Origin of the sequence: Amycolatopsis sp. lyj-23, assembly GCF_046549135.1 — a bacterium.
In the GTDB taxonomy this organism is placed as follows: Bacteria; Actinomycetota; Actinomycetes; order Mycobacteriales; family Pseudonocardiaceae; genus Amycolatopsis.
On record NZ_JAJPWN010000005.1, the window covers coordinates 474,132 to 498,897 of the forward strand.

Here is a 24,766-nt window from a genome sequence, read left to right on the forward strand (position 1 = left end):
TCTGATCACGCGAGTTCCGGCTGGAAATTGGCTCCGCCGGGCGGCCGCCGCGGGCTTACCATCGGGGGATGGGCGGCTCCGGTGGCGTCCTCGCGAACCTGATCCTGTTCATCGTGGTCTGCCTCGCGCCCACGGTGCTGTTCTGGTGTGCGCTGCGCGTCCCGAAGCTGGTCGGCCGGGTCCGGTCGAGGCGTGCGGGGCCGCAGCCCGAAGGACCGCCGATCGAACGCGTCGCCGCGGACCTGCGGCGGGTGCACCGGCTGCTGGCCGGCTACCCGTCCGGGACGCCGGCCGCGCGCCGGGTCGGTACCCGGCAGGCCTATGACGAGCTGCTCACCGTGGCCTGCCGCCAGGTCGGCGTCCCGCACCGGCTCGGCGAGCTGCCCGAGGGGATGGACCGCGAGATCGAACGGCTGCGCGTCGAGCAGTCGTTGCGGGAGCGCGGGCTGGCCGTGCCCTGAGCCGCAACGGAAAACCCCGCCACCGAGGAGATCTCGGTGGCGGGGTCCGCGAAAAAGAACCGTCAGTCCAGGTAGTCCCGCAGGACCTGCGACCGCGACGGGTGGCGCAGCTTGGACATCGTCTTCGACTCGATCTGCCGGATGCGCTCGCGGGTCACCCCGTACACCTGGCCGATCTCGTCGAGCGTGCGCGGCTGGCCGTCGGTCAGGCCGAAGCGCAGCCGGACCACGCCGGCCTCGCGCTCGGACAGCGTCTGCAGCACCGACTGGAGCTGGTCCTGCAGCAGCGTGAACGACACCGCGTCGACCGCGACGACCGCTTCGGAGTCCTCGATGAAGTCACCGAGCTGGCTGTCGCCCTCGTCGCCGATCGTCTGGTCCAGCGAGATCGGCTCACGCGCGTACTGCTGGATCTCCAGGACCTTCTCCGGCGAGATGTCCATTTCCTTCGCGAGCTCTTCCGGGGTCGGCTCGCGGCCGAGGTCCTGGAGCAGCTCGCGCTGGATGCGGCCCAGCTTGTTGATGACCTCGACCATGTGCACCGGGATGCGGATGGTGCGGGCCTGGTCGGCCATCGCGCGGGTGATCGCCTGGCGGATCCACCACGTGGCGTACGTCGAGAACTTGTAGCCCTTGGTGTAGTCGAACTTCTCCACCGCGCGGATCAGGCCGAGGTTGCCCTCCTGGATCAGGTCCAGGAACGCCATGCCGCGGCCGGTGTAGCGCTTGGCCAGCGAGACCACGAGCCGGAGGTTCGCCTCGAGCAGGTGGTTCTTGGCGCGCTCGCCGTCACGCACGATCCACTTGAGGTCGCGGCGCATCTGCGTGACGAGCTTTTCGCCTTCTTCCTCGGCGGTGCGCACGCGCTCGGCGGCGTAGAGCCCGGCCTCGATCCGCTTGGCCAGCTCCACCTCCTCCTCGGCGTTCAGCAGCGCGACCTTGCCGATCTGCTTGAGGTAGGCGCGCACGGAGTCGGCGGACGCGGTGAGCTCGGCGTCCTTGCGCGCCTGACGCAGCGCCTCGGACTCCTCCTCGTCCCAGACGAAGTCCGGGTTGTCGGAGCTCTTGGCCGCCTTGTCGGCCGCGGCGCCGCGGCGACGCTGCGCCGGGGTCTCCTCGTCCGACTCCTCGTCGTCATCGTCGTCGTCGGCCGAGTCGGTGTCCGGCTCGTCGCTGACCGTTTCGTCGACGACGTCGACCTCGACCTCTTCCAGGTCCGACAGGTCGGGCGAGTCCAGTTCGACGTCGTCTTCGAGGTCGGCGGGACCGTCCGGCTCGCCGTCTTCGGTCTTCGCGCCCTTGGTCACGGCCTTCTTGGCCGGCGCCTTCTTGGCCGGCGCCTTCTTGGCGGTGGTGGTCTTGCGGGCCGCCGGCTTCGCCGTCCCGGTGGCTGCCTCTTCGGCCGGCTCGCCGGCTGCGGTCGCTGTCTTCGTCCCGCCTCGGGTTGCGGTTCTTGCGGCTGCCACTTACGCCCTTTCGCAGCGGTCGATCACGACGAGCAACGGCCTGGGGCCACTGCTGCCTCACATTCGGGGATCAGCCTCGGCCTGCGGTTTTGCCCTCCGCAGCCGTGGGCCGTGTTCCATTGTAACGACGGTACGCGCATGCGGTGCGAAGCGATCACCCCCAGCGCCGAATCAGTGCTGGATGCCCTCCGCCGCGGCGGCCGCGGCGCCGACGATCCCGGCGTTGTTCTGCAGGCTCGCCACCAGCACCGGAGTGCGGATGTCCAGCAGCGGCACCCATTTTTCGGCCTTCTTGCTGACCCCGCCGCCGACGATGAACAGGTCGGGCCAGATGAGGTTCTCCAGCACGGTCAGATAACGGTGCACGCGCTTGGCCCATTCGGGGTAGGAGAGCCCCTCGTTGTCCTTCACCGAAGCGGCCGCGCGCTTCTCGGCGTCGTGGCCGTCGATCTCGAGGTGGCCGAATTCGGTGTTCGGGACGAGCTTGCCGTCCTGGAACACCGCGCTGCCGATGCCGGTGCCGAAGGTGAGCAGCGCGGTCACGCCCGTGCGCGCGACCGGGTCGCCGAAGCGGATCTCGGCCATGCCCGCCGCGTCGGCGTCGTTGAGCATCGCGATCTGGTCGACGCTGCGGCCGAGCCGCTTGGCGAACAGCGCGTCGGCGTCGGTGCCGATCCACTGCTTGTCGATGTTGGCCGCGGTGTGCGCGACGCCCTTCTTGACGACCGCCGGCAGCGTCACGCCGACCGGGCCGTCCCAGCCCGCCTGCGTCACGATCTCGTGGACGACGTCGGCCACCGCGGTGGGGGTCGACTTCTTCGGCGTGTCGATCCGGATCCGGTCGCCGATGAGCTGTCCGGCGTCCAAGTCCACCAAGGCGCCCTTGATCCCGCTGCCGCCGATGTCGATGCCGAAACCTCGGCGGGTCGCCTCCACCACGGACGTGGTCCCTTCTCGCACGATTCAGAAGCCTGCCTCGGAGACTTTAACCGGATGTGGTGACATGTCGGACGTGGGAGTTGACGAGTCGTTGCTGAAAAGCGTCGCGGTGCAGGTCGCGACGGAAGCCGCCGCGGTGGTCCGCGAGGCCTGGGAGGGCATGGCGGACGGCCGTGCGGTGGCCGTGGGCACCAAGTCCGGCGCCACCGACGTGGTGACCGCGGTGGACCACGAGTCCGAGCGCCTGGTGCGGGACCGGCTGGCCGCGCTGCGGCCGGGCGAGCCGGTGCTGGGCGAGGAGGGCGGCGGCGCGGCGGGCGACGGCGTGACGTGGGTGGTCGACCCGATCGACGGGACGGTCAACTTCCTCTACGGCCTGCCGTGGTTCGCGGTGTCGGTGGCGGCCCAGGTCGGCGGGGTGTCGCTGGCGGGCGCGGTGGTCGAGCCGGCGAGCGGCCGCGTGTGGTCGGCGGCCCGCGGCCATGGCGCATTCCTGGACGGACGGCGGCTGGCGGTGTCGGCGCCCGCGAGCCTCGAGGTGACGCTGGTCGGGACCGGTTTCGCGTATTCGCCCGAGCGGCGGGTGCGGCAGTCGCGGTTCGCGGCCTCCCTGCTCGGGCAGGTCCGGGACATCCGCCGCAACGGGGCGGCGTCGCTGGACCTGTGCGCGGTGGCGGCGGGCTGGCTGGACGCGTACGTGGAGCACGGTCTCAACCGCTGGGACTGGGCGGCGGGGGCGCTGATCGCGGCCGAGGCGGGCGCGGAGGTGTCGCTGCCGGGATCGTCACCGGAACTGGGCGCGGACGCGACGTACGCGGCGGCCCCGTCGATCGCCCAGCCCCTGAAGAAGGTCCTGGCGGACTGCGGCGCAGCAGAGGTCTGAGCAACATCCGGCCGCCCCGAACGGTCGGCCCCCGTACCCAGAGAGTCGGCCCACGTCCCCAGAGGGTCGGCTGACGTACCCAGACGGTCGGCTCGCGGACCCAGAGGGTCGGTTCCCGTGACCGCGGTCCGGCTCGCGAACCGACCCTCCCGGTACGCAAGCCGACGCTCCAGGTACGCAAGCCGACCCGTCGGGTACGCAGCCCGATCGTCCAGGTACGCGAGCCGACTTCCGGTACGCAGCCCGACCGTCCGGGTACGCAGGTCGACGCTCCAGGTACGCGGGCCGACCGTGCCGGTACGCGGAGCGGCCGCTGAGCGAGGGCGTGAGTTGTGGATAACTTCGGCGGCCGGGCCTGCGGGCGCCCGAAATTGTCGGTGCCCTCCGGTAGCGTGGAACACGGGGGGCGCCCCCGCGGGCGGGGATGTCCGGCGCGCCGTCGGGCGAAGCGGGCGCGTCAGCAGGCGACGTCGCGGGCCGAGGCCAGCAGCGTCTGGTCCACCACCGGGGCCTTCGCGCCCGCGGACTGCTCGTTGCCGCCGCCGCCCTGGTGGGCCTTCGACCAGTCGGCGAGCTGGGTGATGATCTGCCGCGCCTCGGCGCGGGGCCGGAGGTCGCCGAAGAGCGTGCCCGTCACCACGTCGACGCTCGCGTCCTTGCGGTTGTCCTGGACCAGCTCCGCGCACGGCACCACCAGGCTGAGCGTCCGGGCCGCGGTGACGCCGTTCTCGCCGAAGCGGATCTGGCCGCGGCACTTGGCTTCGCGGTTCTCGTACGCCGGGTCGTTGGCCGGGTCCGCGGCGCCGGTGAAGCCGAGTTCGCGCAACGCCGTCGTGGTGATGCCGCCCTGGCCGCGGCTGCCCGAGGCGTTGAGGACGCGGTAGGCGACCTTGTCCGGCGGGATCGGCGAGCGGTCGTCGAGCGCGTTGTGGGGGAGGCTGCTGAACGTGACGCCCGGCGGCGGGCTCGCGGGCGGGTCGCACTTGACGGCCTCGTCGATGTCGCCCTTGCCGATCGCGGCGTGCACCCAGACGACGATCGCGCCGACCGCGAGCACCCCGATGACGATCAGTGCCGGCAGCGGCTTGTGCTTGCGGTACGGCCGCGCCGCACGGTCCCCGATGCCGTTGCCCGACGCCACCTGCCCGTCCCTTCCCGAACACCGAAACCGGCCGTGCGCACCAAGCACCGCCAAGGCGGTCAGCCTAGGCGCTGCGACCGGCGCACGTCGTCCCGGGTCACCCCCGTGGGTTCCCGCGTCGTTACCCGCGGAACCGGGCCCCGCCGGGGCCGATCCCGTGGCGCTGATCGCACCACGCCGGGACGGGCCGGGGCAAGCGGACACGGGCCGCGCGTGAAGTTCTCCACCCGCGCGCAACCCGAACGGACGACAACGCGTCTTACCTGCGGGTTCCCCCTGTCGGGTGACGATTGACCGGCAATGTCTGACTCGTTGCAGAACCCGGACAGGGGTGAGCTACCCTTCCCGGGCTCCGGCCGCAGGAAGAGGCCCGAAAAGAAGAGACCTCGGTCACTTCGGCCGTCGGGCACAAACAGAGGCCCTGGAACGTTGACCAGCGGCACGGCGGACTCACGGGCGCATCCGGGAGTCCGGGAAATCGACTACACAAGCTGATCGCAGGGGTGAGGGACAACATGGCTACCGACTACGACGCTCCGCGCCGCAGCGAAGCCGACGAGCTGGCCGAAGACTCGTTGGAGGAGCTCAAGGCCCGGCGGAACGAGAACCAGTCCGGCGTCGTCGACGTCGACGAGGACGCGACCGCCGAGAACTTCGAGCTGCCGGGTGCCGACCTCTCCGGGCTTTCCGGTGAGGACATGACCGTGAAGGTGGTGCCGAAGCAGGCGGACGAGTTCACCTGCTCCGTGTGCTTCCTGGTGCACCACCGCAGCCGGCTGGCCGAGGACAACGGCGGACGCCTGATCTGCCGCGACTGCGCCTGATCGGACGCGGAGGGGTTCTCGGACACAGGGGAACGAACAGACGCGACGGAGAGCCTGCGAGGGACCGGGGAAGGGCTCGAAGCGCGCTGGGGACAAGGGGCTGGCCGGCAGGCCGGCCCCCTTCCATGTCCGGGGTCAGGCGCCCTTGAGCAGCTCGGCCACGCGCTCGGGGTGCCGGGTGCTGAACAGCCAGTACGGCGTCGGGTCGTTCGCGTCGGTCAGGTGCACCTTGACGACCGGGCCGACCCAGCCGCGGTGCAGCACGTAGGCCGCCGGGTCGCCGTCGCGGCCGAGGGCCTTGCGCTTGGCGTCCTTGTCGAAGATCTCCACTTCGCCGGCGTAGCGCAGCGGCAGGTGCGCGTCACCGGCCCACAGTTCCGGTTCGGCACCGCCGGTGATCCGGACCTTCGACCGGCCCAGCGACAGCAGCAGCGCCACGACGACCGGCAGCGCGATCACGTACGGCAGCCACGCCCGGATCCCCGGGTACCCGAGGTCGATCTCCGCCGCGAGCAGGACCGCCCCCAGCACCGGCAGCGGCCAGCCCCACCACGGGACGTACAGCCGTTCGGAGTGCCGGACCGCGGCGTTCGCGGCCGTCTTCGCTGATTCACCCACGGGTAGAGAGTAATCTCGCCGCCCGTGTCCAGCGTTCAGGTACTCCTCTCCCGGCTCGACCCGGATGTCCCGCTGCCCGCCTACGCCCGACCGGGCGACGCGGGCGCCGATCTCGTCACCACCTCGGATATCGTCCTCGGACCCGGGGAACGCGGCGTCGTCGGCACCGGCGTCGCGATCGCGCTCCCGCCCGGCTACGCCGGGTTCGTCCACCCGCGGTCCGGGCTGGCCGCCCGGGCCGGTCTTTCGGTGGTGAACACCCCGGGCACGATCGACTCGGGCTACCGCGGCGAGATCAAGGTCTGCCTGATCAACCACGACCCGGTGCACCCGCTGGAGCTGACGCGCGGCGACCGCATCGCCCAGCTGGTCGTCCAGCGGGTCGAACACGCGGAGTTCGTGGAGGTCGGCACGCTCGACGCGACCGAGCGGGGCCACGGAGGCTACGGCTCGACCGGCGGACACGCCACACTGGGAGCACCGGCGCTCGCCGCGAGCGCCGCCACGGGGGAAGGAACGGAGAAGTAGTGGGGATTTTCGGACGCAAGCGGCGGACCGAGGGCGGGTCCGCCGGACGGCACGCCGCGCCCGAGGCCGACGACACTTTCGAGGACGCGGCGTACGAGGACGAGGACGGCTCGGAGCTGTCGGACGTCTCCGACGGCCCGTACGACGTTGCGGACTTCTCCGACGACGGCATCCCGCGGATCGACCTGGGCTCGGTGAAGGTGCCGGTGCCCGACGGTTCCCAGGTCCAGGTCGAGATGGACCCGGAGGCCGGCGGCGTGCGCGCCGTGCACGTCGTCACCGAGCAGGGCCAGATCACGGTCAGCGCGTACGCCGCGCCGCGGTCGGGCGGCCTGTGGCGGGAGGTCAGCTCCGAGCTGGCCGACCAGCTGCGGGGCGACGGCGCCAAGGTCACCATCGGCCGCGGCGTCTGGGGCCTGGAGATCTCGGCCATCATCGGCGACGTCGCGCTGCGCTTCGTCGGCGTCGACCGGCCCCGCTGGATGCTGCGCGGCGTCATCGCCGGCCCCCAGTCGGAGGCCGCCGCGGCCGTCGAGGTGCTGCGCGAGATCGTCCGGCGGACGATCGTCGACCGCGGCGACGCCCCGATGCCGGTCCGGACCCCGCTGACCATCACGCTGCCCGAGGCGGTCGCCGAACACATCGCGGCCCAGCAGCAGCAAGGCTGACACTCACCGCCGAAGGCCGTCACCGGACCACCGGTGGCGGCCTTCAGCGCGTCCCGCGGGCGTTCAGGAACGCGAGGAGGGTCGCCCGGCCGAGTGATTCGCGGTCCGCACCCAGCGCCGTCAGCGTCGTCTCGCCGAGGACGCCGCGGGGGAGCGCGCCCGCCCACTCCGATGCGACTTTCGTCGGGTGCACGGGGTCGTCGGTGCACGTGCCGACCCCGGCCGGGACGGCCAGCCCCGCGAGCTCGCCGAGGGTCGGCGCGGGCCGGCCGGCCGCGACGCGCAGGCCGGCCGCCAGCCCGTCGCCGTGGCGCCGCCACGCCCGGTCCAGTTCCGCCCGCAGCCAGGCCGGGCTGCCCTCGGTCTGCGCCAGTGCGGCGTCGACCCCGGAACCGGCCACCAGATCCGCCGTCAGCGACGCGGCCCGCGACGCGGGTGCCGGGCCCGGGACGCCGTTCCAGGCCGGGAGAGCGGCCAGCAGGCCCCCGCAACGGCCCGGGTTGCGCACCGCCCACTCCGCGGCGAGGTGGGCGCCGAACGAAATGCCGCCTACGAGCAGTTCGCCGTGTTCGTCCGCCAGCGCGTCGAGCGTGGCCAGGTAGCCGTCGGCGAGCGCGGCGCCGGCGGGCGGCGGTGGCGCGATGAGCGGGACACCGAGGGCGCGCAGCGGACCGGCGAAGACGGCCCGGACGAACACCTCGTCCGAGCCCGTACCGGGCAGCAGCACCGCGGCGGGAACTTCGATAGCGGACGTCACGTTGCGATCTTTGCGCAAAGGCGTTTCCCTGGCGGAGACCGCAGTACGCTTGAACCGTTCGGGCCGCAAGCAGTTTTGCCACCGGGCCCCGGAGCACAGGAGCACTCATGTCCGCCAAAGACGGCGGCTACTTCAGCCGGCTGGTACGCAAGCTGACCAGCGACGTCGAGGATCTCGACGCCGACGAGATGTCGATGAGGTCGGGCGCCGAGGGGGCGCAGCGGGCCTGCGACTGCCGCTCGGGCGAAGAGGTCACCGTGATGGGCCGGCTGCGCAGCGTCGAACTCTGCCCGACCAACGAGGCCGCCACGCTGGAGGCGGAGTTGTTCGACGGAACACAGGGAGTGACGCTAATCTGGCTCGGCCGCCGCCGGATCCCGGGCATCGAGCCTGGCCGGACGATCAAGGTGCGCGGCCGGATGGCCGAGCGTGACGGCCAGAAGGTGCTGTACAACCCCTATTACGAGCTCCAGAGCCCAGTGAGTTGATCACCCATCGTGACTGAACCCGCCCCGAGCGAGAAGAAGACCGACGCGGAAGAACCGCAGCCGACCCTGCTCGAGCAGATGGGCGGCGTGTCCGGCCTCATCTACTCGTCGGTGCCGGTGATCGTCTTCGTACTGGCGAACTCCTTCTTCGGCCTGACCGCGGCCATCTGGACGTCGATCGGCAGCGCCGTGGCCATCGCGGTGCTGCGCCTGGTCCGCAAGGAGCCGCTGCAGCCGGCGATCTCCGGTTTCTTCGGCGTCGCGATCGCGGCGTTCATCGCCTACCGCACGGGGTCGGCGAAGGGCTTCTTCCTGTTCGGGATCTACGCGAGCCTGATCTACTGCGGCATCTTCGTGCTGTCGGTGGTGGTGCGCTGGCCGATCGCGGGCCTGATCTGGAACATGCTCAACGGCACGGGCCAGGCCTGGCGGAAGGACAAGCCGAGCCGCTACGGCTACGACATCGCGACCCTGGCGATGGCGGCGATCTTCGCGGCGCGGTTCGTGGTCCAGCGGTGGCTGTACCAGGAGGACTACACGGGCTGGCTGGCGTTCGCGAAGATCGCGATGGGGTACCCGCTGTACGCGCTGGGCCTGCTGGTGGTCGTGTGGGCGGTGCGGCGGTCGGACAAGCGCCTGAAGGCGCTGGCGGAGGAGGAGCCGGCCCCGGAGACCGACGCGGAGGTCGAGGCCCGGCTGCGCGAGAAGTACGCGGCCCCGGAAGCCTGACAACCCGCGCGCGTGGGGGCGCCCCCCGTTCTCGACTCTACCGGCAGACACCGACAGTTTCGGCGCGCCGGCGGGTGGGGAGGTGTGATGCCTCCACAATCACGCGAGATGCCCCTCTGGTCACGTGTGATGCCTCCGTGGACACGCGAGATGCGCACCTGATCACGCGAGTTCCGGCCCTGATCACGCGAGTTCCGGCCTCGATCACGCGAGTCTCGGCCCTGATCACGCCGGTTCCGGCTCTGATCACGCGAGTCCCGGCTCTGATCACGCCAGTTCCGGCCTCGATCACGCGAGTTCCGGCCTCGATCACGCCAGTTCCGGCCCTGATCACGCGAGTTCCGCCTCGAATCACGTGAGTGCCGGGTCCGATTCCGCGAGTCCCGCTCCGAGCCGCGCGAGTCCCAGTTCGATCACGCCAGTTCCGCACCCAGCCGTGCGAGTGCCGGGTCTGATCATGCGAGTTCCGTCCCGAGCCGTGCGAGTCCCGGGTCCGATCACGCGGGAAGCCCTCGAGTCCCGCGCCTGGTCGCGTTCCTCCCGAGCGCGCGACTCACAAGCCCTGGACACCCCACGTGCACGGCAGAACCGCCCCGAAGCCACAACCCACGCGCGGGGGCGCCCCCCGTCTCCCACGCTACCGGCAGCCACCGACAGTTTTGATCGCCGTCCGCCCACTTGTCCACAGCCCACGACAAGAGCCCACGACAAGAGCCCACGACAAAGGCCCCCGGGCACAACAAGCCGGGGGCCTTCGCCGCAACCCAAGCACCCGAAGCGCTCAGTAACCCAAAGCCGTCCGGATCTCCGGCTCCACATCCGCCGTCGCCACGAACAGCAGCTCGTCGCCCGGCTCCAGCGGGTCCTCCGGCTGCGGCACGATCACCCGGTCCCCGCGCAGGATCGTCACCAAAGCCGCGTCCCTCGGCAGCGTCAGCTCGCTCACCGGCTTCCCGGCCAGCGGTGTCTCCGCCGGCAGCGTCAGCTCGACCAGGTTCGCGTTGCTCTGCCGGAACGTCATCAGCCGCACCAGGTCGCCGACGCTCACCGCCTCCTCGACCATCGCCGCCAGCATGCGGGGGGTCGAGACCGCCACGTCGACGCCCCACGCGTCGGTGAACAGCCACTCGTTGGCCGGGTTGTTCACCCGGGCCACCACGCGGCGGACCGCGAACTCCGTCTTCGCCAGCAGCGAGACCACCAGGTTCGCCTTGTCGTCGCCCGTCGCGGCGATGACCACGTCGCACTGCTCGATCCCGGACTCCTCCAGGATCGACACCTCGCACGCGTCGCCGAGCACCCAGTCGGCCTGCTCGACCGCGTGCGGCTCGAACTGGTCCGCCTCGCGCTCGATCAGCATCACCTGGTGCCTGCCGTCGATCAGCTCGGCGGCGATGGAACGGCCGACCGCCCCCGCGCCCGCAATCGCGACCCTCATGCCTCGTCCTCCGGTTCGCGGTGGGCCACACTGGTGACGTCGGTGACGGTGCCGGAGCGCGCGGCCACCCACACGACGTCGTCGGCCTGCAGCACCGTCTTCGTGTCGGGCAGCACGCCGGTGCCGAAGCGCATGATGAACGCCACCCGCGCGCCCGTCGCCTGCTGCAGGGACTGCACGGAGTGCCCGACCCAGCCCTCGTGCAGGGGCAGCTGCAGCAGCGCGACGTTGCCCGACGGGTCACGCCACGCCGACGCCACGCCGTCCGGCAGCAGGGTGCGCAGGAACCGGTCGGTCGTCCACGGCACGGTCGCCACCGTCGGGATGCCCAGCCGCTCGTACACGGCCGCGCGCTTGTGGTCGTAGATCCGCGCGACGACGTGCTCGACGCCGAAGTTCTCGCGCGCGACCCGCGCCGAGATGATGTTCGAGTTGTCGCCGCTGGACACCGCCGCGAACGCGCCCGCCCGCTCGATGCCGGCGTCGATCAGCACCCGGCGGTCGAAGCCGACGCCGACGACCTGCTGGCCGTGGAAGTCGCTGCCGAGCCGGCGGAACGCCTGCTGGTTCTTGTCGATGACGGCCACCTCGTGGCCGAGCCGCTCCAGCGCAGCGGCCAGGGACGCGCCGACCCGGCCGCATCCCATGATCACCACGTGCACGCCCTGCCTCCTCCTCGGCGGTTACCCGTCCGTCTTACCCCCGACATACCAGCGCCGAACCTACCGTGCGCGCAGGCGGCTACGCTTTCGTGGTGTCGAAGTTCCCGACCGTGCTGAAACGCCTGGTCCTCGGACGTCCGTTCCGCAGTGACAGGCTCGCTCACACGCTCCTGCCGAAGCGCATCGCGCTGCCCATCTTCGCGTCCGACGCGCTCTCCAGCGTGGCGTACGCGCCGGAAGAGATCTTCCTGACGCTGAGCGTCGCCGGGCTGTCCGCGTACGCGATCGCGCCGTGGATCGGCATCATGGTCGCCCTGGTCATGCTGGTCGTCGTCGCCTCCTACCGGCAGAACGTGCACGCCTACCCGAGCGGCGGCGGCGACTACGAGGTCGCCAACACGAACCTGGGCGGCAAGTTCGGCCTGACCGTGGCCAGCGCCCTGCTCGTGGACTACGTCCTCACGGTCGCGGTGTCCACTTCGTCCGGTGTGGCCAACATCGGCTCGGCCGTCCCGTGGGTCGCGCAGCACAAGGTGCTCGCGTCGATCGTCATCGTGGTCGTGCTGACGTCGCTGAACCTGCGCGGCATCCGCGAGTCGGGGAAGGCCTTCGCGATCCCGACATACGGGTTCATCCTGGGCATCCTCGTCATGGTCGCCTGGGGCCTGGTCCAGGCCGCCACCGGCACCGAGATGAAGGCCGAGAGCGCCGGGTTCACGCTGACCGCCGAAGGCACCTTCGCGGGCGTCGGGTACGCGTTCCTCATCCTGCGGGCGTTCTCCTCCGGCGCGGCGGCGCTGACCGGGGTCGAGGCGATCAGCAACGGCGTGCCGGCGTTCCAGAAGCCGAAGTCGAAGAACGCGGCCACCACGCTGCTGATGATGGGGCTGCTCGCGGTCACCATGCTGGTCGGCATCATCACCCTGGCCACCATCACCGACGTCAAGTTCGCCGAAGACCCGGCGCGGCAGCTCCAGGGGGCGCCCGCCGGCTACGAGCAGAAGACGATCGTCGCGCAGATCGCGCACGCGGTGTTCGCCGACTTCCCGCCGGCGTTCTACTACATCTCCTTCTCCACCGGCATCATCCTGCTGCTGGCCGCGAACACCGCGTTCAACGGCTTCCCGGTGCTGGGCTCGATCCTGGCGCAGGACCGCTACCTGCCCCGGCAGCTGCACACCCGCGGCGACCGGCTGGCGTTCTCGAACGGCATTCTGTTCCTGTCGGCGTTCGCGCTGGTCCTGATCATCGCCTTCGACGCCGAGGTCACCCGGCTCATCCAGCTCTACATCGTGGGCGTGTTCGTCTCGTTCACGGTGAGCCAGGCGGGCATGATCCGGCACTGGAACCGGTTGCTGGCCAGGGAAACCGACCCGGGCGCGCGGCGCCGGATGCGGCGCTCGCAGACGGTCAACGCCATCGGCCTGACCATGACCGCGACCGTCCTGGTGATCGTGCTCATCACCAAGTTCCTGCTCGGCGCGTGGATCGCGATCGCGGCCATGATCGCCATCTTCGTGCTCATGACGGCGATCCGGCGGCACTACGACCGCGTCGCCGACGAGCTGAAGGACCTCGGCGACACCCCGACCGTGCTGCCCTCGCGCAACCACGCGATCGTGCTGGTGTCCAAACTGCACCGGCCGACGCTGCGCGCGCTGGCCTACGCGAAGGCGATGCGCCCGGACGTCCTCGAGGCCGTGACGGTCAACGTGGACGATGCGGACACGCGGAAGCTCACCGCCGAGTGGGACGCGCACAACTTCAAGGTGCCGCTGAAGGTCGTCGAGTCGCCGTACCGGGAAATCACGAAGCCGGTCCTCGACTACGTGAAGCGCGTGCGCGGTGACAACCCGCGCAACGTGGTCACCGTCTTCATCCCGGAGTACGTGGTCGGGCACTGGTGGGAGCAGGTGCTGCACAACCAGAGCGCGCTGCGGCTCAAGGGCAGGCTGCTGTTCCAGTCCGGGGTGATCGTGGCGAGCGTGCCGTGGCAGCTCGAGTCGTCGGCGAAGGCGGCCGCGCGCGTCCGCAACGAGCGGCCGGCGGCCGGTGACGTCCGCCGCGGGTTCTCACCCAACGGCAAGCCCGTCGTCGCGCCGAAGCCCAAGGAGCCGGCCGAATGACGAGCTGGCTGGGCCGCGTCCTCGAGGTCGAGGTCGGCGCGGTCGCGCACGGCGGCCACTGCGTCGCCCGCGCGGAGGGCCGGGTCGTGTTCGTCCGGCACGCGCTGCCGGGCGAACGCGTCCGCGTCGAGATCACCGAGGACAACGGCGGCTCGTTCTGCCGCGGGGACGCGATCGAGGTGCTTTCGGCGTCGGAGTTCCGCGTTGAGCCGCCGTGCCCGCTGGCCGTGCCGGGCGGCTGCGGCGGCTGCGACTGGCAGCACGCTTCGCCGGACTACCAGCGCTCGCTCAAGGCGTCGGTCGTGGCGGAACAGCTGCACCGGCTGGCCGGGATCGAGCGTGACGTCGTCGTGGAGGCCCTCGACGGCGGGCCGCTGGACTGGCGCAGCCGCGTCCGGCTGGTCGCCGGGCGCGACGGACGTGCGGGGCTGCGCGCGCACCACAGCCACCGGGTGGTGGCGCTGGACGACTGCCCGATCGCCGTCCCCGGTGAGCTCGACGACGTCCTGGCGCGGCGCTGGCGGCCGGGCAGCGAGCTGGAGGTCACGACCGACGGCGACGGCGACGTGCACGTGCGGGAGCTGTCGACGGTCCGCGGCAAGGTCCGGGCGCGGCAGCTGTCCGGCGGCGTCGCGGTCCAGCACGCGGCGGGCCGCGACTGGCGGCTGGACGCGCACGGTTTCTGGCAGGTCCACCCGGCGGCGGCGTCGACGTTCGCCGCGGTCGTGGGGGAGTGGGCGGAGGCGCCGTCCGGCGGCACGGCCTGGGACCTCTACGCGGGGGTCGGGCTGTTCGCGTCGGTGCTCGCGGGGCAGGTGGGATCGTCGGGCCGGGTGCTGGCGGTCGAGTCGGGCCGGCGCGCGGTCGCCGACGGTGAGCGCAACCTCGCGGACCTGCCGCAGGTGACGTGGCAGGCCGGGCGCGTGGAGCACGTGCTGGCGTCGGCGGCCAAGCCGGTCGACGTCGTGGTGCTGGACCCGCCCCGCAAGGGCGCGGGCAAGGCGGTCGTGGAGTCGATCGTCGAGGGCGCGCCCGACCGGATCGTGTATGTGGCCTGCGACCCGGCAGCCCTCGCGCGCGACGTGGCGACCTTCGCCTCGCACGGCTATTCGCTGACGGACCTGAGGGCGTTCGACGCGTTCCCGATGACCCACCACGTGGAGTGCGTGGCGCTGCTGTCGTGAGTTTTTGTCGGTGGTGGTCGGCACCCTGTGCCCATGACTGCTCTCGACGACTTCGACCTGGCGGCTTCGACGGTGACCCGCCTGGTGGCGGCGGTCCGCGCGGACCAGTGGACGCTCCCGACGGCGTGCACGGAGTGGGACGTGCGCGCGGTGGTGAACCACCTGGCGCACGGAAACGCGAAAGTGGCGTTCTGGGCGGGCACGGGCCCACCGGCCCCGGACGGCGACTACCTGGGCGCCGCACCGGTCGAGGCGTTCACCGCATCGGTGGCGGCGGCCCGCGCGGTGCTGGCGGCGCCGGGTTTGTTCACGCGGCAGGTGACGACGCCGCTCGGCGAGGTGCCGGGGGTGTTCCTGGTACACATGCGGGTGAACGAGTACCTGGCCCACGGCTGGGACATCGCGGACGCCACGGGACAGCCGACGGACCTGGCGCCGGAGCTGGCGGAGCAGGCACTGGAGCAGTGGCGCGCGCGGTTCGGGTCGGCGCCTCGGCAGCCGGGCGGCCCGTTCGGGCCGGAGGTCCCGCCACCGGGAGAAGCGACGGCGGCCGACGAGCTGGCGGCGTTCCTCGGCCGGAAGGCGGTGAACGGCTAGTGGGCGGTAGGCGAATCGGCGTTTGCGCCGGGCGAGATCACCCGCCTGGCCGTGCCGGGTGGTCGCTGAGGCGTGCTGCGGGGCTGCCGATCAGCCTGCCCGGCGGACCGCGAACGCTGCCGCCATCGGCTCGGTCAGCCCGAGAACCAGCGCTGCGGCGCCGGCCGGAGGTTCTGGTAGATGTGCTTGACCTCGGTGTACTCCGCCAGGCCGGTCGGGCCCAGCTCGCGGCCGAACCCGGACTGCTTGTAGCCGCCCCACTCGGCCTGGGGCAGGTACGGGTGGAAGTCGTTGATCCACACCGTTCCGTGGCGCAGCCGTCCCGCCACGCGCTGGGCGCGGCCCGCGTCCTGGGTGAACACCGCGCCGGCCAGGCCGTAGTGCGTGTCGTTGGCGATGCGGACCGCATCGTCCTCGTCGGTGAACGTCTCGACCGTCAGCACCGGGCCGAACGACTCCTCGACCACCGCCGACGAACCCTGCTTCACCCGGTCGAGGATGGTCGGCAGATAGTAGCAGCCGCCGGCCAGCGCCGGGGCGTCAGGGCGGCGGCCGCCCGTGCGCAGGACCGCGCCCTCGGCCAGCGCAGCCGCCACGTACGCCTCGACCTTCGCCCGGTGCGCCGCCGAGATCAGCGGTCCCGTCTCCGCCTGCTCGTCGAACGGGCCGCCCAGGCGGATCCGCTCGGCCCGGCGCACCAGCTCGTCGACGAACTCGTCGTGCCACTCCCGCTGCACGATCAGCCGCGCGCCCGCCGAGCAGACCTGGCCGGAGTGCAGGAACACCGCCGTCAGCGCGTAGTCGACCGCGGTCTCGAAGTCGGCGTCGGCGAACACCACGTTCGGGTTCTTCCCGCCCAGCTCCAGCGCCACCTTCTTGACCGTGGCGGCCGCCGCGGCGGCGATGGTCTTCCCGGTCGCCAGCCCGCCGGTGAACGACACGAGGTCGACGTCCGGATGCGAAGCCAGTGGCGCGCCCGCCTCGGCGCCCGCGCCGAGCACCAGGTTGCCCACCCCCGGCGGCAGGCCCGCCTCGGTGAGCAGCTTGAGGAACAGGATCGCCGTGTGCGGGGTCAGCTCGCTGGGTTTGAGCACGAACGTGTTGCCCGCGGCCAGCGCCGGTGCGATCTTCCACACGGTCTGCAGCAGCGGGTAGTTCCACGGCGTGATCAGCCCGCAGACGCCGACCGGCTCGTGCACGATCCGGCTGATCGCGTCCGGGTTGCCGGTGTCGACCACGCGCCCGGCGTCCTGCGCCGCGAGCTTGCCGAAGTAGCGCAGGCAGGCGGCGATGTCGGCCATGTCGTAGCGGCTCTCGACCAGGCGCTTGCCGGTGTCGAGCGACTCGGCGCGGGCGAACGCCTCCGCGTCGCGGTCGAGCAGGTCCGCGGTGCGCAACAGCAGGTCACCGCGCCGGTGCGCGGGGGTGCCGGGCCACGGGCCGGTGTCGAACGCCCGGCGCGCCGCCGCGATGGCGGCCTCGGTGTCCTCGGCGGTGCCCTCGGCGACGGTCGCGACCAGGGAGCCGTCGGCCGGGCACCGGATCTCCCGCCGGCCGCCGCCGATCGCGTCCACCCATTCGCCGCCGATGAAGAAGTCCGCCATGCGAGCCATTCTCGTGGCCACGCCGCGTGACCGCCACAGCGCCGCGGGGAGACGAGGTTCACCCCGCCTGATGACCGGCGGTCGCGCTCCGCCTGTGACGCCGGACGCGGCCTGCGGTCCCGCCCTGGCGGGTCTCCGTAGACTGGCCGGAACCGAGCGAGTGAGGTGGAGACGAGTGACGATGCTGGAGTCCGTGAGCGGGCCGGCGGACCTGAAGCGCATGAGTGTCGAGGACCTCGGCGAACTGGCCGCCGAGATCCGGGACTTCCTCGTCGACAAGGTCCGGCGGGCGGGCGGTCACCTGGGGCCGAACCTCGGCGTCGTCGAGCTGACCCTGGCGCTGCACCGCGTGTTCGACTCGCCCCGCGACGCGATCGTGTGGGACGTCGGTCACCAGGCGTACGTGCACAAGCTGGTCACCGGCCGCGCGGCCGGGTTCGACCTGCTGCGCCAGACCGGTGGCGTCACCGGCTACCCGTCGCGCGCGGAGAGCGAGCACGACTGGGTGGAGAGCAGCCACGCGTCGTCCGGTCTGTCCTATGTGGATGGACTGGCGAAGGCGTTCGAGCTGGCCGGCGGCGGCCGGCACGCGATCGCCGTTGTCGGCGACGGCGCGCTCACCGGCGGCATGTGCTGGGAGGCGCTCAACAACATCGCCGCGCACAAGGACCGCCCGGTCGTCATCGTGATCAACGACAACGGCCGCTCGTACTCGCCGACGATCGGCGGCCTGGCCGACCACCTCGCGGCGCTGCGCCTGCAGCCCGGCTACGAGCGGCTCCTCGACGGCGGCCGCGAGATCCTCCGGCTCACCCCGGTCGTCGGCAAGCCGATCTACGCCGCGCTGCACGCCGCGAAGGCCGGCCTGAAGGACGCGCTGAGCCCGCAGGCGATGTTCTCCGACCTGGGCCTGAAGTACCTCGGCCCGGTCGACGGCCACGACCAGGTGGCGCTGGAGAAGGCCCTGCAGAGCGCGAAGGCGTTCGGCGGCGCCGTGATCGTGCACGTGGTCACCGAGAAGGGCCACGGCTACGCGCCCGCGGTCAACAACGAGCACGACCAGATGCACCAGACCGACCCGATCGACCCGGAGACCGGCCTGCCGCCGGTGAAGGGCCCGAGCTGGACGGGCGTGTTCGGCGACGAACTGGCGCGCATCGGCGCCGAGCGCGCGGACGTCGTCGCGATCACCGCGGCGATGCTGCGCTCGACCGGGCTGGACAAGTTCGCCGAGGCGTTCCCGGACCGGTGGTACGACGTCGGGATCGCCGAGCAGCACGCGGTCACCTCGGCCGCGGGCCTGGCGATGGGCGGGCTGCACCCGGTCGTGGCGATCTACTCGACGTTCCTGAACCGAGCGTTCGACCAGGTGCTGATGGACGTGGCCCTGCACCGGCTGCCGGTGACGCTGGTGCTCGACCGGGCCGGGATCACCGGGCCGGATGGGCCGAGCCACCACGGCATGTGGGACCTCTCGCTGCTCGGCATGGTGCCGGGGATGCGGGTGGCGGCGCCGCGTGACCCGGCCACGTTGCGCGAGGAGCTGCGCGAGGCGGTCGCGGTGTCGGACGGCCCGACGGCGCTGCGGTTCTCGAAGGGCAAGGTCGGGACGGACGTCACCGCGGTCGAGCGGGTCGGGACGGTCGATGTGCTGCGCCGCCCGGCCGAGGGTGCCGACGTGCTGCTGGTGACGGTGGGCGCGTTCGCAACGCTCGGGTTGGCGGCCGCGGACCGGCTGGCGGACCAGGGCATCGGGGTGACGGTGGTGGACCCGCGGTGGGTGCTGCCGGTGCCGGCTGAGCTCGTGGCGCTGGCTTCGCAGCACAAGCTGGTGGTGACCGTCGAGGACAGTGGCCGGCACGGGGGGTTCGGATCGGCGCTGGCGGCGTTGTTCCGGGACGCCGAATGCGACGTGCCGTTGCGGGATCTCGCGGTGCCGCAGTCGTTCCACGACCACGGGAGCCGGGACGAGGTGCTCGGGCGCATCGGGTTGACGGCGCAGGACGTGGCGCGCCGGGTGACCGAGTGGGCCTCGGGGCGGCTGGGCTCGGACGAGCCGGCGAAGAAGAACGCCGACCGCAGCTGAGCGACGCTTCGAGCGGGCCCCGGGATGTTTCCGGGGCCCGCTTTGCGTTGTGGACAGCCAAGCCTCGCGAGGAGCTCGGAGCCGAAAACTGTCGGTGGTCGCCGGTAGAGTGGAAGACGGGGGGCGCCCCCGCGGGCCGGGGCGAGCTGCGAGCGCTGGCGTGCTCAGGCGAACTTCGTCATCACGTGCTTCACCCGCGTGTACTCGGCGAACGCGTACCCCGAGAGGTCCTTCCCGTGGCCCGAGTGGCCGAAGCCGCCGTGGGGCATCTCCGCCACCAGGGGGCCGTGCGTGTTCACCCACACGCAGCCGAAATCCAAGCCGGCCGACACCCGGGCCGCAATGGCCAGGTCGCGCGTCCACACCGACGACGCCAGTCCGTACGGGACGCCGTTGGCCAAGGCGACCCCTTCGGCTTCGTCTGCGAAGGACTGGACCGTGATGACCGGGCCGAAGATCTCCTCTTGGACGATCTCGTCGTCCTGACGCACTCCCGAGATCACCGTCGGGGAGAAATAGAAACCCCGCGCACCGAACCGGGTCCCGCCCGTCTCGACGCGCGCGTGCGACGGCAACCGCGAGATCAGGCCCTCCACGCGGGAGAACTGCGCCGCGCTGTTCAGCGGCCCGTAGTCGACGCCTGGCTTCTGCTCCGAAGCCACCTTCGCCAGCGAAGCGACGAAGTCGTCGTGAAGCGTGGAGTGGACCAGGACCCGGCTGCCCGCCGTGCAGTCCTGGCCCGCGTTGTAGTACGCCGCGGCCACGATGCCCTCCGCCGTCGAGGCGAGGTCGACGTCCGGGAAGACCAGCAGGGGTGCGTTGCCGCCCAGTTCCAGGTGGGTGCGCTTGAGGTCCGCCGCCGCCACCGTGGCCACGTCGATGCCCGCGCGCGTCGACCCCGTGATCGAAACCAGGGCCGTCACCGGGTGGCGGACCAGGGCCCGGCCCGTGTCGCGGTCGCCGGTCAGCACCGTGAACGCTCCCTCAGGCAGGAACTCCGCGGCGACGCGAGCCAGCAACACGGCCGTCGACGGTGTCGTCTCGGCCGGCTTGAGCACCACCGTGTTGCCCGCCGCCAGCGCCGGGGCGATCTTCCAGACCGCCATCATCAGCGGGTAGTTCCACGGCGCGATCTGCGCGCAGACGCCGACCGGCTCGCGGCGGATCACCGACGTGTGGCCGGGGGTGTACTCGCCGGCCGCGGTGCCTTCGAGGTGCCGCGCCGCCCCGGCGAAGAACCGCAGCGCGCTCACGCACTCCGGGATCTCCTCCTCGAGGACGACGGACCGGATCTTGCCGGTCTCCCGCACCTCCAGGTCGGCGAACTCCGGCGCCCGCGCCTCCAGTGCGTCGGCGATCTTCAGCAGGGCCAGCTGCCGCTGCGCCGGCGTGCTGCGCCGCCACCCCACAAACGCTTGCGCGGCCGCCGCCATCGCCGCGTCCACTTCGGACGGCGAGGCGATCGGGCTCGTGCCGAACACCTCGCCGGTCGAGGGGTCGGTCAGGTCGAGCGTGCGGGTCATGCCTGCTCCAGGTGGGTCGGCGCGAACAGCTTCAGCAACGCGGGCAGAACGACGACGGACGGTCCGGGGGTGTGCAGCGCTTCGGCGAGGTCCGCACCCACAGTGTCCAAAGAGGACATCCGGGCGGGTACCCCGAAGGAGGACGCCAGTGCGACGAAGTCGGGGCGGGTCAGCTCGGTCGCCGTGGTCTGGCCGAAGGCGTCGATGAGGTATTCGCGCAGGACGCCGTACCCGCCGTCGTCGATGATCAGCCACGTGACGTCGAGGCCGTGCTGCACCGCGGTCGCCAGCTCGGCGAGGCCGTACATCGCGCCGCCGTCGCCGGACACCGCGAGCGCAGGACCGCCGGAGACCGCGCCGCCGAGCGCGCCCGGCAGCCCGTAACCCAGCCCGCCCGCGCCCTGCGCGGTGTGGATCGGCGCGCCCTCGGGGTTCCACGCCGACCAGGCCCAGTAGGCCGCGATCGTCATGTCCCAGAACGTCTGCGTGCCCTCGGGCAGCGCGGCCCGGATGTCGTCGACCAGCTTCCGCTCGGCGGCAAGGTCCTGACCGTCCAACCGGGACTCGACCCGGGAGAGCAGGCCCGAGACGGCCTTCTCGGCCCGGCCGTCGGACGCCCGCATCGGCACCCACTCCAGCAGCGCCTGCAACGTGAGCCGGACGTCGGCGTGGATGCCGAGACCGGGGTAGTTCGACTCCAGCTTCCCGAGGTCGGCTTCGACCTGGACCACCCGGCCGCGCGGGGCGAACTCGCGGTAGTTGCTGGACAGTTCGCCGAGCCCGGAACCCAGCACGAGCAGGACATCGGCGTCGGCGAGGAACTCCGTGGTGTGCCAGTCCTCCAGCCACGACCGGCCGGACAGCTCGTGGTCCCACGGGAAGACCCCCTTGCCGCCGAACGTCGAGATCACCGGCGCGCGCAGGGCTTCGGCCAGGGCCAGCAGCTCGGCGTGCGCGCCCGACCGCAGCGCGCCGCCGCCGGCCAGGATGACCGGGTTCGCCGCCGCCGCCAGCAGTTCGGTCGCGGCGGTGACCAGCTCCGGCAGGGGTTCCAGCGGCGGGGGAGCAGCCGACACGGACGTGATCGGCGGGATCCCGGCCGGCCCGAGCAGCACGTCCTGCGGGATCTCCACCCACACCGGCCCGTAGGGCGCGGTCGCCGCCGACGTCCACGCCTCGCGCAGCGCCGACGGGATCTGGCTCGCCCGGCGCACGACGTGCACCGACTTGACGACGCCGGCGAAGCTCGCCTGCTGGTCGGGCAGCTCGTGCAGGTAGCCGTGCCGCCCGCCGCCGAGCCCGGCGACCGGCACCTGGCTCGAGATCCCGAGCACCGGCACCGAGGCCGCGCGCGACTCCTGCAGCGACGCCAAGGTCAGCAGGGCGCCCGGACCGGTGGAGACGACCAGCGGGGTCACCGGCACCGGCCCGTCCGGGTTCGCCGCGAGGCGCGCGCGGGCGTGCCCGTCGGCGGCGAAGGCGAGGTTGTTCTCGACGCGCCCGCTGATCACGCGCAGGTCGCCGGCCCGGCGCAGCGCCTCGAACAGGCCCAGCGCGTGCTGGCCCGGCAGGCCGAACACCGTGTCCGCGCCCAGCGCCCGCAGCGTCTCGACGACGACGTCGCCGCCGATCCGGGTCATGCGCCCTTCCCCAGGGTCAGCAGGCTCACCAGGTCGTAGGCGACGTGCGAAGCGGCGATGGCGGTGATCTCGGCGTGGTCGTAGGCCGGGGCGAGCTCGACGACGTCCGCGCCGACCAGGTTCAGGTCACGCAGCCCGCGCAGGATCTCCAGCAGTTCACGGCTGGTCAGCCCGCCGGCCTCGGGGGTCCCGGTGCCGGGCGCGTGGGCCGGGTCGAGCACGTCGATGTCGACCGAGACGTACAGCGGCCGGTCGCCGATGCGCTGGCGCAGCGCGTCGACCGTCTCGGCGACCCCGCGGCGCAGGACGTCGCCGGAGGTGACGATGCCGAAGCCGAGCCGCCGGTCCTCTTCGAGGTCCCGCTTGCCGTAGAGCGGCCCGCGCGTGCCGACGTGCGACAGCGCGCTCGTGTCGAGGATGCCTTCCTCGGACGCCCGCCGGAACGGGGTGCCGTGGGTGTACGGCTCGCCGAAGTAGGTGTCCCAGGTGTCGAGGTGCGCGTCGAAGTGCAGCAGGGCGACGGGTCCGTGCTTCTTCGCGACGGCCCGCAGCAGCGGCAGCGCGATGGTGTGGTCGCCGCCGACGGTCACCAGCCGCGTCCCGTCCGCCTGCAGCGCCTCGGCTTCCTGCTGCAGCGTCTCGATCGCTTCGCCGATATTGAACGGGTTGATGGCGATGTCCCCGGCGTCGACGACCTGCCGCTCGTCGAACGGCGAGACGTCCAGTTCCGGGTGGTACGGCCGCAGCAGCCGGCTCGCCTCGCGGACGGCCGCCGGTCCGAACCGCGCGCCGGGCCGGTAGGACACCCCGGAGTCGAAGGGCACCCCGACGACGGCGACGTCGGCGCGCTCGACCTGGTCGATCCGCGGCAGCCGCGCGAAGGTCGCGAACCCGGCGAACCGGGGGATGCGCGACGAGTCGAGGGGTCCGGTGTTAGGCACTGGTGGGCTCCTGTTCGCGGATCGAGGTGTGCGTGTCTTCGCCGGCCAAGCGGCGGGTCCAGGTGGAAAGGATGGTCTTGGGCGTGCGGGGCGTGGCCAGGCTGACCGCCAGGTACACGGCCAGGCTGACGCCGAGACCCCAGTAGATCGGGGTGTTGGCGTCGACGCCGTCGATGATCATGAACGCGACGACGGAGAGCGTCCCGGCCACCATCGACGCGTAGGCGCCCTGGCGCGTGCCGCGCTTCCAGAACAGCGCGCCGACGATCGCCACCAGCAGGCCGCCGACCAGGATGTCGTAGGCGATGGTGAGGGCGTTGACGACGTCGTCGACGAGCATCGCGATCCCGATGGCCAGCAGGCCGAGGACGAGCGTGGCGATCCGGTTGCGGCGGACTTCGCCGCCCTTCTTCAGGCCCAGCTTGGTCAGCAGGTCCGACGTCGTGGTGGTCGAGCACGCGATGAGCGCGCCGCTCGCCGTCGACATCATCGCCGAGAGCGCGGCGGCCAGGACCAGGCCGCGGACGCCGGTCGGGAGCAGCCGTTCGACGATCGTCGCGAACGCGTCCTGCGCGCTGGCGATGTCCGGGTAGAGCGCGTGGGCCGCGGTGCCGATCAGGGCGCCGGCCAGGCCGTAGACCAGGCAGTAGACGCCGGAGGTGATGCCGCCGGAGGTCGCGATCGCGGGCGTGCGGGCGGTGAACACGCGCTGCCAGATGTCCTGGCCGATGAGCAGGCCGAACGTGTAGATCACGAAGTAGGTGACGATCGTGTCGGTACCGATCGAAGTGAAGCTGAAGAAGCTCGCGTCGAGCTTCGCGCTCATGCCGTCGAAGCCGCCGGCGGAGGTGATCGCGACCGGCAGCAGGACGGCCAGGATGCCGATGGTCTTGATGACGAACTGGGCGATGTCGGTGAGCGTGATCGACCACATGCCGCCGAGCACGGAGTAGAGGACGACGATCGAGCCGCCGACCGCGATCCCGGCCCAGTTCGGCAGGTCGAACAGCACCTTGAAGATCGTCGCGAACGCCAGCGTCGAGGTCACGGTCAGCATCAGCGTGTAGCCCCACATGACGACGCCGGACACCGCGCTCGTGCGGCCGCCGTAGCGCAGGTCGAGCATCTCGCCGACGGTGTAGACCCGCAGCCGCACCAGCCGCCGCGCGAACAGCGCGTGCAGCACGAGGATGCCGACGCCGATGCTCACGACCAGCCACATGCCGGAGATGCCGTAGGTGTAGCCGAGCTTCACGCCGCCGACGGTCGACGCGCCGCCGAGGACGACGGCCGACATCGTGCCGGAGTACATGAACCAGCCCAGCCGCCGCCCGGCGACCAGGTAGTCGGACTTCGTCTTCGCGAGCTTGAGGCCGTACCAGCCGACCCCGAGCATGCCCGCGATGTACAGCGCGATCACCGCGTAGTCGCCGGTCACGGTGTCCTCCTCACGTCGTTTCGGG

Annotated in this window: 23 protein-coding genes; 11 read left to right on the plus strand and 12 right to left on the minus strand. The window is 71.8% G+C overall.

The annotated features are described in order from the left end of the window. The first annotated feature begins 68 nt into the window (after positions 1-68). Entirely contained in the window at positions 69-461 is a 393-nt protein-coding gene (locus tag ACLJPY_RS14850; protein ID WP_410588923.1) for a hypothetical protein, read from the plus strand. A 62-nt stretch (positions 462-523) separates the two neighbouring features. On the opposite strand, the gene ACLJPY_RS14855 is transcribed toward ACLJPY_RS14850, so the two are convergent. Both ACLJPY_RS14855 and ppgK read right to left on the minus strand, forming a co-directional pair. Then, positions 524-1,927, minus strand: coding sequence for an RNA polymerase sigma factor (locus ACLJPY_RS14855; RefSeq protein WP_410588924.1), 1,404 nt, complete (start codon positions 1,925-1,927; stop codon positions 524-526). Between the two features lie 171 nt (positions 1,928-2,098). Continuing rightward, complete coding sequence (ppgK, locus tag ACLJPY_RS14860; protein WP_410589212.1) at positions 2,099-2,866, minus strand: polyphosphate--glucose phosphotransferase; 768 nt, start codon at positions 2,864-2,866, stop codon at positions 2,099-2,101. Between the two features lie 64 nt (positions 2,867-2,930). On the opposite strand from ppgK, the gene ACLJPY_RS14865 reads away from it, so the two are divergent. Beyond that, positions 2,931-3,749 carry an inositol monophosphatase family protein gene (locus tag ACLJPY_RS14865; RefSeq protein WP_410588925.1) on the plus strand — a complete coding sequence of 273 codons (819 nt, stop codon included), beginning with the start codon at positions 2,931-2,933 and terminating at the stop codon, positions 3,747-3,749. Positions 3,750-4,206: 457 nt separating this feature from the next. Here ACLJPY_RS14865 and cei read toward each other — a convergent pair whose 3' ends face one another. Next, positions 4,207-4,890, minus strand: coding sequence for an envelope integrity protein Cei (cei, locus tag ACLJPY_RS14870; RefSeq protein WP_410588926.1), 684 nt, complete (start codon positions 4,888-4,890; stop codon positions 4,207-4,209). Between the two features lie 515 nt (positions 4,891-5,405). Between cei and ACLJPY_RS14875 the strand changes: the two genes are divergently transcribed. Then, positions 5,406-5,714: a DUF4193 domain-containing protein gene (locus ACLJPY_RS14875; RefSeq protein WP_013224476.1), complete on the plus strand. Its 309-nt coding sequence runs from the start codon at positions 5,406-5,408 to the stop codon at positions 5,712-5,714. Between the two features lie 135 nt (positions 5,715-5,849). Here the strand turns inward: ACLJPY_RS14875 and ACLJPY_RS14880 are convergent, their stop codons facing one another. Further along, on the minus strand, positions 5,850-6,332 hold the full coding sequence (locus tag ACLJPY_RS14880) for a DUF3093 domain-containing protein (protein WP_410588928.1): 483 nt from the start codon (positions 6,330-6,332) through the stop codon (positions 5,850-5,852). A gap of 24 nt (positions 6,333-6,356) precedes the next feature. Here ACLJPY_RS14880 and dut point away from each other — a divergent pair, with 24 nt between their 5' ends. Together dut and ACLJPY_RS14890 are read left to right on the plus strand one after the other, a co-directional pair. After that, positions 6,357-6,860: a dUTP diphosphatase gene (gene dut / locus ACLJPY_RS14885; RefSeq protein ID WP_410588930.1), complete on the plus strand. Its 504-nt coding sequence runs from the start codon at positions 6,357-6,359 to the stop codon at positions 6,858-6,860. Then, positions 6,860-7,528, plus strand: a complete 669-nt coding sequence (locus ACLJPY_RS14890; protein ID WP_410588932.1) for a DUF3710 domain-containing protein — start codon at positions 6,860-6,862, stop codon at positions 7,526-7,528. The genes dut and ACLJPY_RS14890 overlap by 1 nt, the downstream gene beginning before the upstream one ends. Before the next feature lie 43 nt (positions 7,529-7,571). Here the strand turns inward: ACLJPY_RS14890 and ACLJPY_RS14895 are convergent, their stop codons facing one another. Further along, positions 7,572-8,255 carry an alpha/beta hydrolase gene (locus tag ACLJPY_RS14895; protein ID WP_410589214.1) on the minus strand — a complete coding sequence of 228 codons (684 nt, stop codon included), beginning with the start codon at positions 8,253-8,255 and terminating at the stop codon, positions 7,572-7,574. Between the two features lie 137 nt (positions 8,256-8,392). Here ACLJPY_RS14895 and ACLJPY_RS14900 point away from each other — a divergent pair, with 137 nt between their 5' ends. Then, positions 8,393-8,773, plus strand: coding sequence for an OB-fold nucleic acid binding domain-containing protein (locus ACLJPY_RS14900; protein ID WP_003074944.1), 381 nt, complete (start codon positions 8,393-8,395; stop codon positions 8,771-8,773). A 9-nt stretch (positions 8,774-8,782) separates the two neighbouring features. Beyond that, entirely contained in the window at positions 8,783-9,502 is a 720-nt protein-coding gene (locus ACLJPY_RS14905) for a DUF3159 domain-containing protein (RefSeq protein WP_410588934.1), read from the plus strand. A 781-nt stretch (positions 9,503-10,283) separates the two neighbouring features. Here the strand turns inward: ACLJPY_RS14905 and ACLJPY_RS14910 are convergent. Both ACLJPY_RS14910 and ACLJPY_RS14915 read right to left on the minus strand, forming a co-directional pair. After that, positions 10,284-10,940, minus strand: a complete 657-nt coding sequence (locus ACLJPY_RS14910; RefSeq protein ID WP_003067924.1) for a potassium channel family protein — start codon at positions 10,938-10,940, stop codon at positions 10,284-10,286. Next, a complete protein-coding gene (locus tag ACLJPY_RS14915) occupies positions 10,937-11,602 on the minus strand; it encodes a potassium channel family protein (RefSeq protein ID WP_410588936.1) in 666 nt (221 codons plus the stop codon). Before ACLJPY_RS14915 ends, ACLJPY_RS14910 begins: the two co-directional genes overlap by 4 nt. A gap of 92 nt (positions 11,603-11,694) precedes the next feature. Here ACLJPY_RS14915 and ACLJPY_RS14920 point away from each other — a divergent pair, with 92 nt between their 5' ends. From ACLJPY_RS14920 to ACLJPY_RS14930, 3 genes are read left to right on the plus strand one after another with little or no spacing between them, the layout of a single operon-like run. Beyond that, positions 11,695-13,728: an APC family permease gene (locus tag ACLJPY_RS14920; protein WP_410588937.1), complete on the plus strand. Its 2,034-nt coding sequence runs from the start codon at positions 11,695-11,697 to the stop codon at positions 13,726-13,728. Next, positions 13,725-14,912: a class I SAM-dependent RNA methyltransferase gene (locus tag ACLJPY_RS14925; protein ID WP_410588939.1), complete on the plus strand. Its 1,188-nt coding sequence runs from the start codon at positions 13,725-13,727 to the stop codon at positions 14,910-14,912. The genes ACLJPY_RS14920 and ACLJPY_RS14925 overlap by 4 nt, the downstream gene beginning before the upstream one ends. 33 nt (positions 14,913-14,945) lie before the next feature. Beyond that, positions 14,946-15,509: a TIGR03086 family metal-binding protein gene (locus tag ACLJPY_RS14930; protein ID WP_410588940.1), complete on the plus strand. Its 564-nt coding sequence runs from the start codon at positions 14,946-14,948 to the stop codon at positions 15,507-15,509. 134 nt (positions 15,510-15,643) lie between these two features. On the opposite strand, the gene ACLJPY_RS14935 is transcribed toward ACLJPY_RS14930, so the two are convergent. After that, positions 15,644-17,113 (minus strand): aldehyde dehydrogenase family protein, encoded by a 1,470-nt coding sequence (locus tag ACLJPY_RS14935; RefSeq protein ID WP_410588941.1) that lies wholly within the window; start codon positions 17,111-17,113, stop codon positions 15,644-15,646. Positions 17,114-17,288: 175 nt separating this feature from the next. Here ACLJPY_RS14935 and dxs point away from each other — a divergent pair, with 175 nt between their 5' ends. After that, positions 17,289-19,199: a 1-deoxy-D-xylulose-5-phosphate synthase gene (gene dxs / locus ACLJPY_RS14940; protein WP_410588942.1), complete on the plus strand. Its 1,911-nt coding sequence runs from the start codon at positions 17,289-17,291 to the stop codon at positions 19,197-19,199. 164 nt (positions 19,200-19,363) lie between these two features. On the opposite strand, the gene ACLJPY_RS14945 is transcribed toward dxs, so the two are convergent. The 4 genes from ACLJPY_RS14945 to ACLJPY_RS14960 are packed head-to-tail and all read right to left on the minus strand — an operon-like array spanning position 19,364 to position 24,741. Continuing rightward, positions 19,364-20,722 carry an aminobutyraldehyde dehydrogenase gene (locus ACLJPY_RS14945; RefSeq protein ID WP_410588944.1) on the minus strand — a complete coding sequence of 453 codons (1,359 nt, stop codon included), beginning with the start codon at positions 20,720-20,722 and terminating at the stop codon, positions 19,364-19,366. Further along, positions 20,719-22,362 (minus strand): thiamine pyrophosphate-binding protein, encoded by a 1,644-nt coding sequence (locus tag ACLJPY_RS14950; protein WP_410588945.1) that lies wholly within the window; start codon positions 22,360-22,362, stop codon positions 20,719-20,721. Before ACLJPY_RS14950 ends, ACLJPY_RS14945 begins: the two co-directional genes overlap by 4 nt. Continuing rightward, a complete protein-coding gene (speB, locus tag ACLJPY_RS14955) occupies positions 22,359-23,303 on the minus strand; it encodes an agmatinase (RefSeq protein WP_410588946.1) in 945 nt (314 codons plus the stop codon). Before speB ends, ACLJPY_RS14950 begins: the two co-directional genes overlap by 4 nt. Beyond that, complete coding sequence (locus ACLJPY_RS14960; RefSeq protein ID WP_410588948.1) at positions 23,296-24,741, minus strand: sodium:solute symporter; 1,446 nt, start codon at positions 24,739-24,741, stop codon at positions 23,296-23,298. The genes speB and ACLJPY_RS14960 overlap by 8 nt, the downstream gene beginning before the upstream one ends. Positions 24,742-24,766 lie beyond the last annotated feature (25 nt).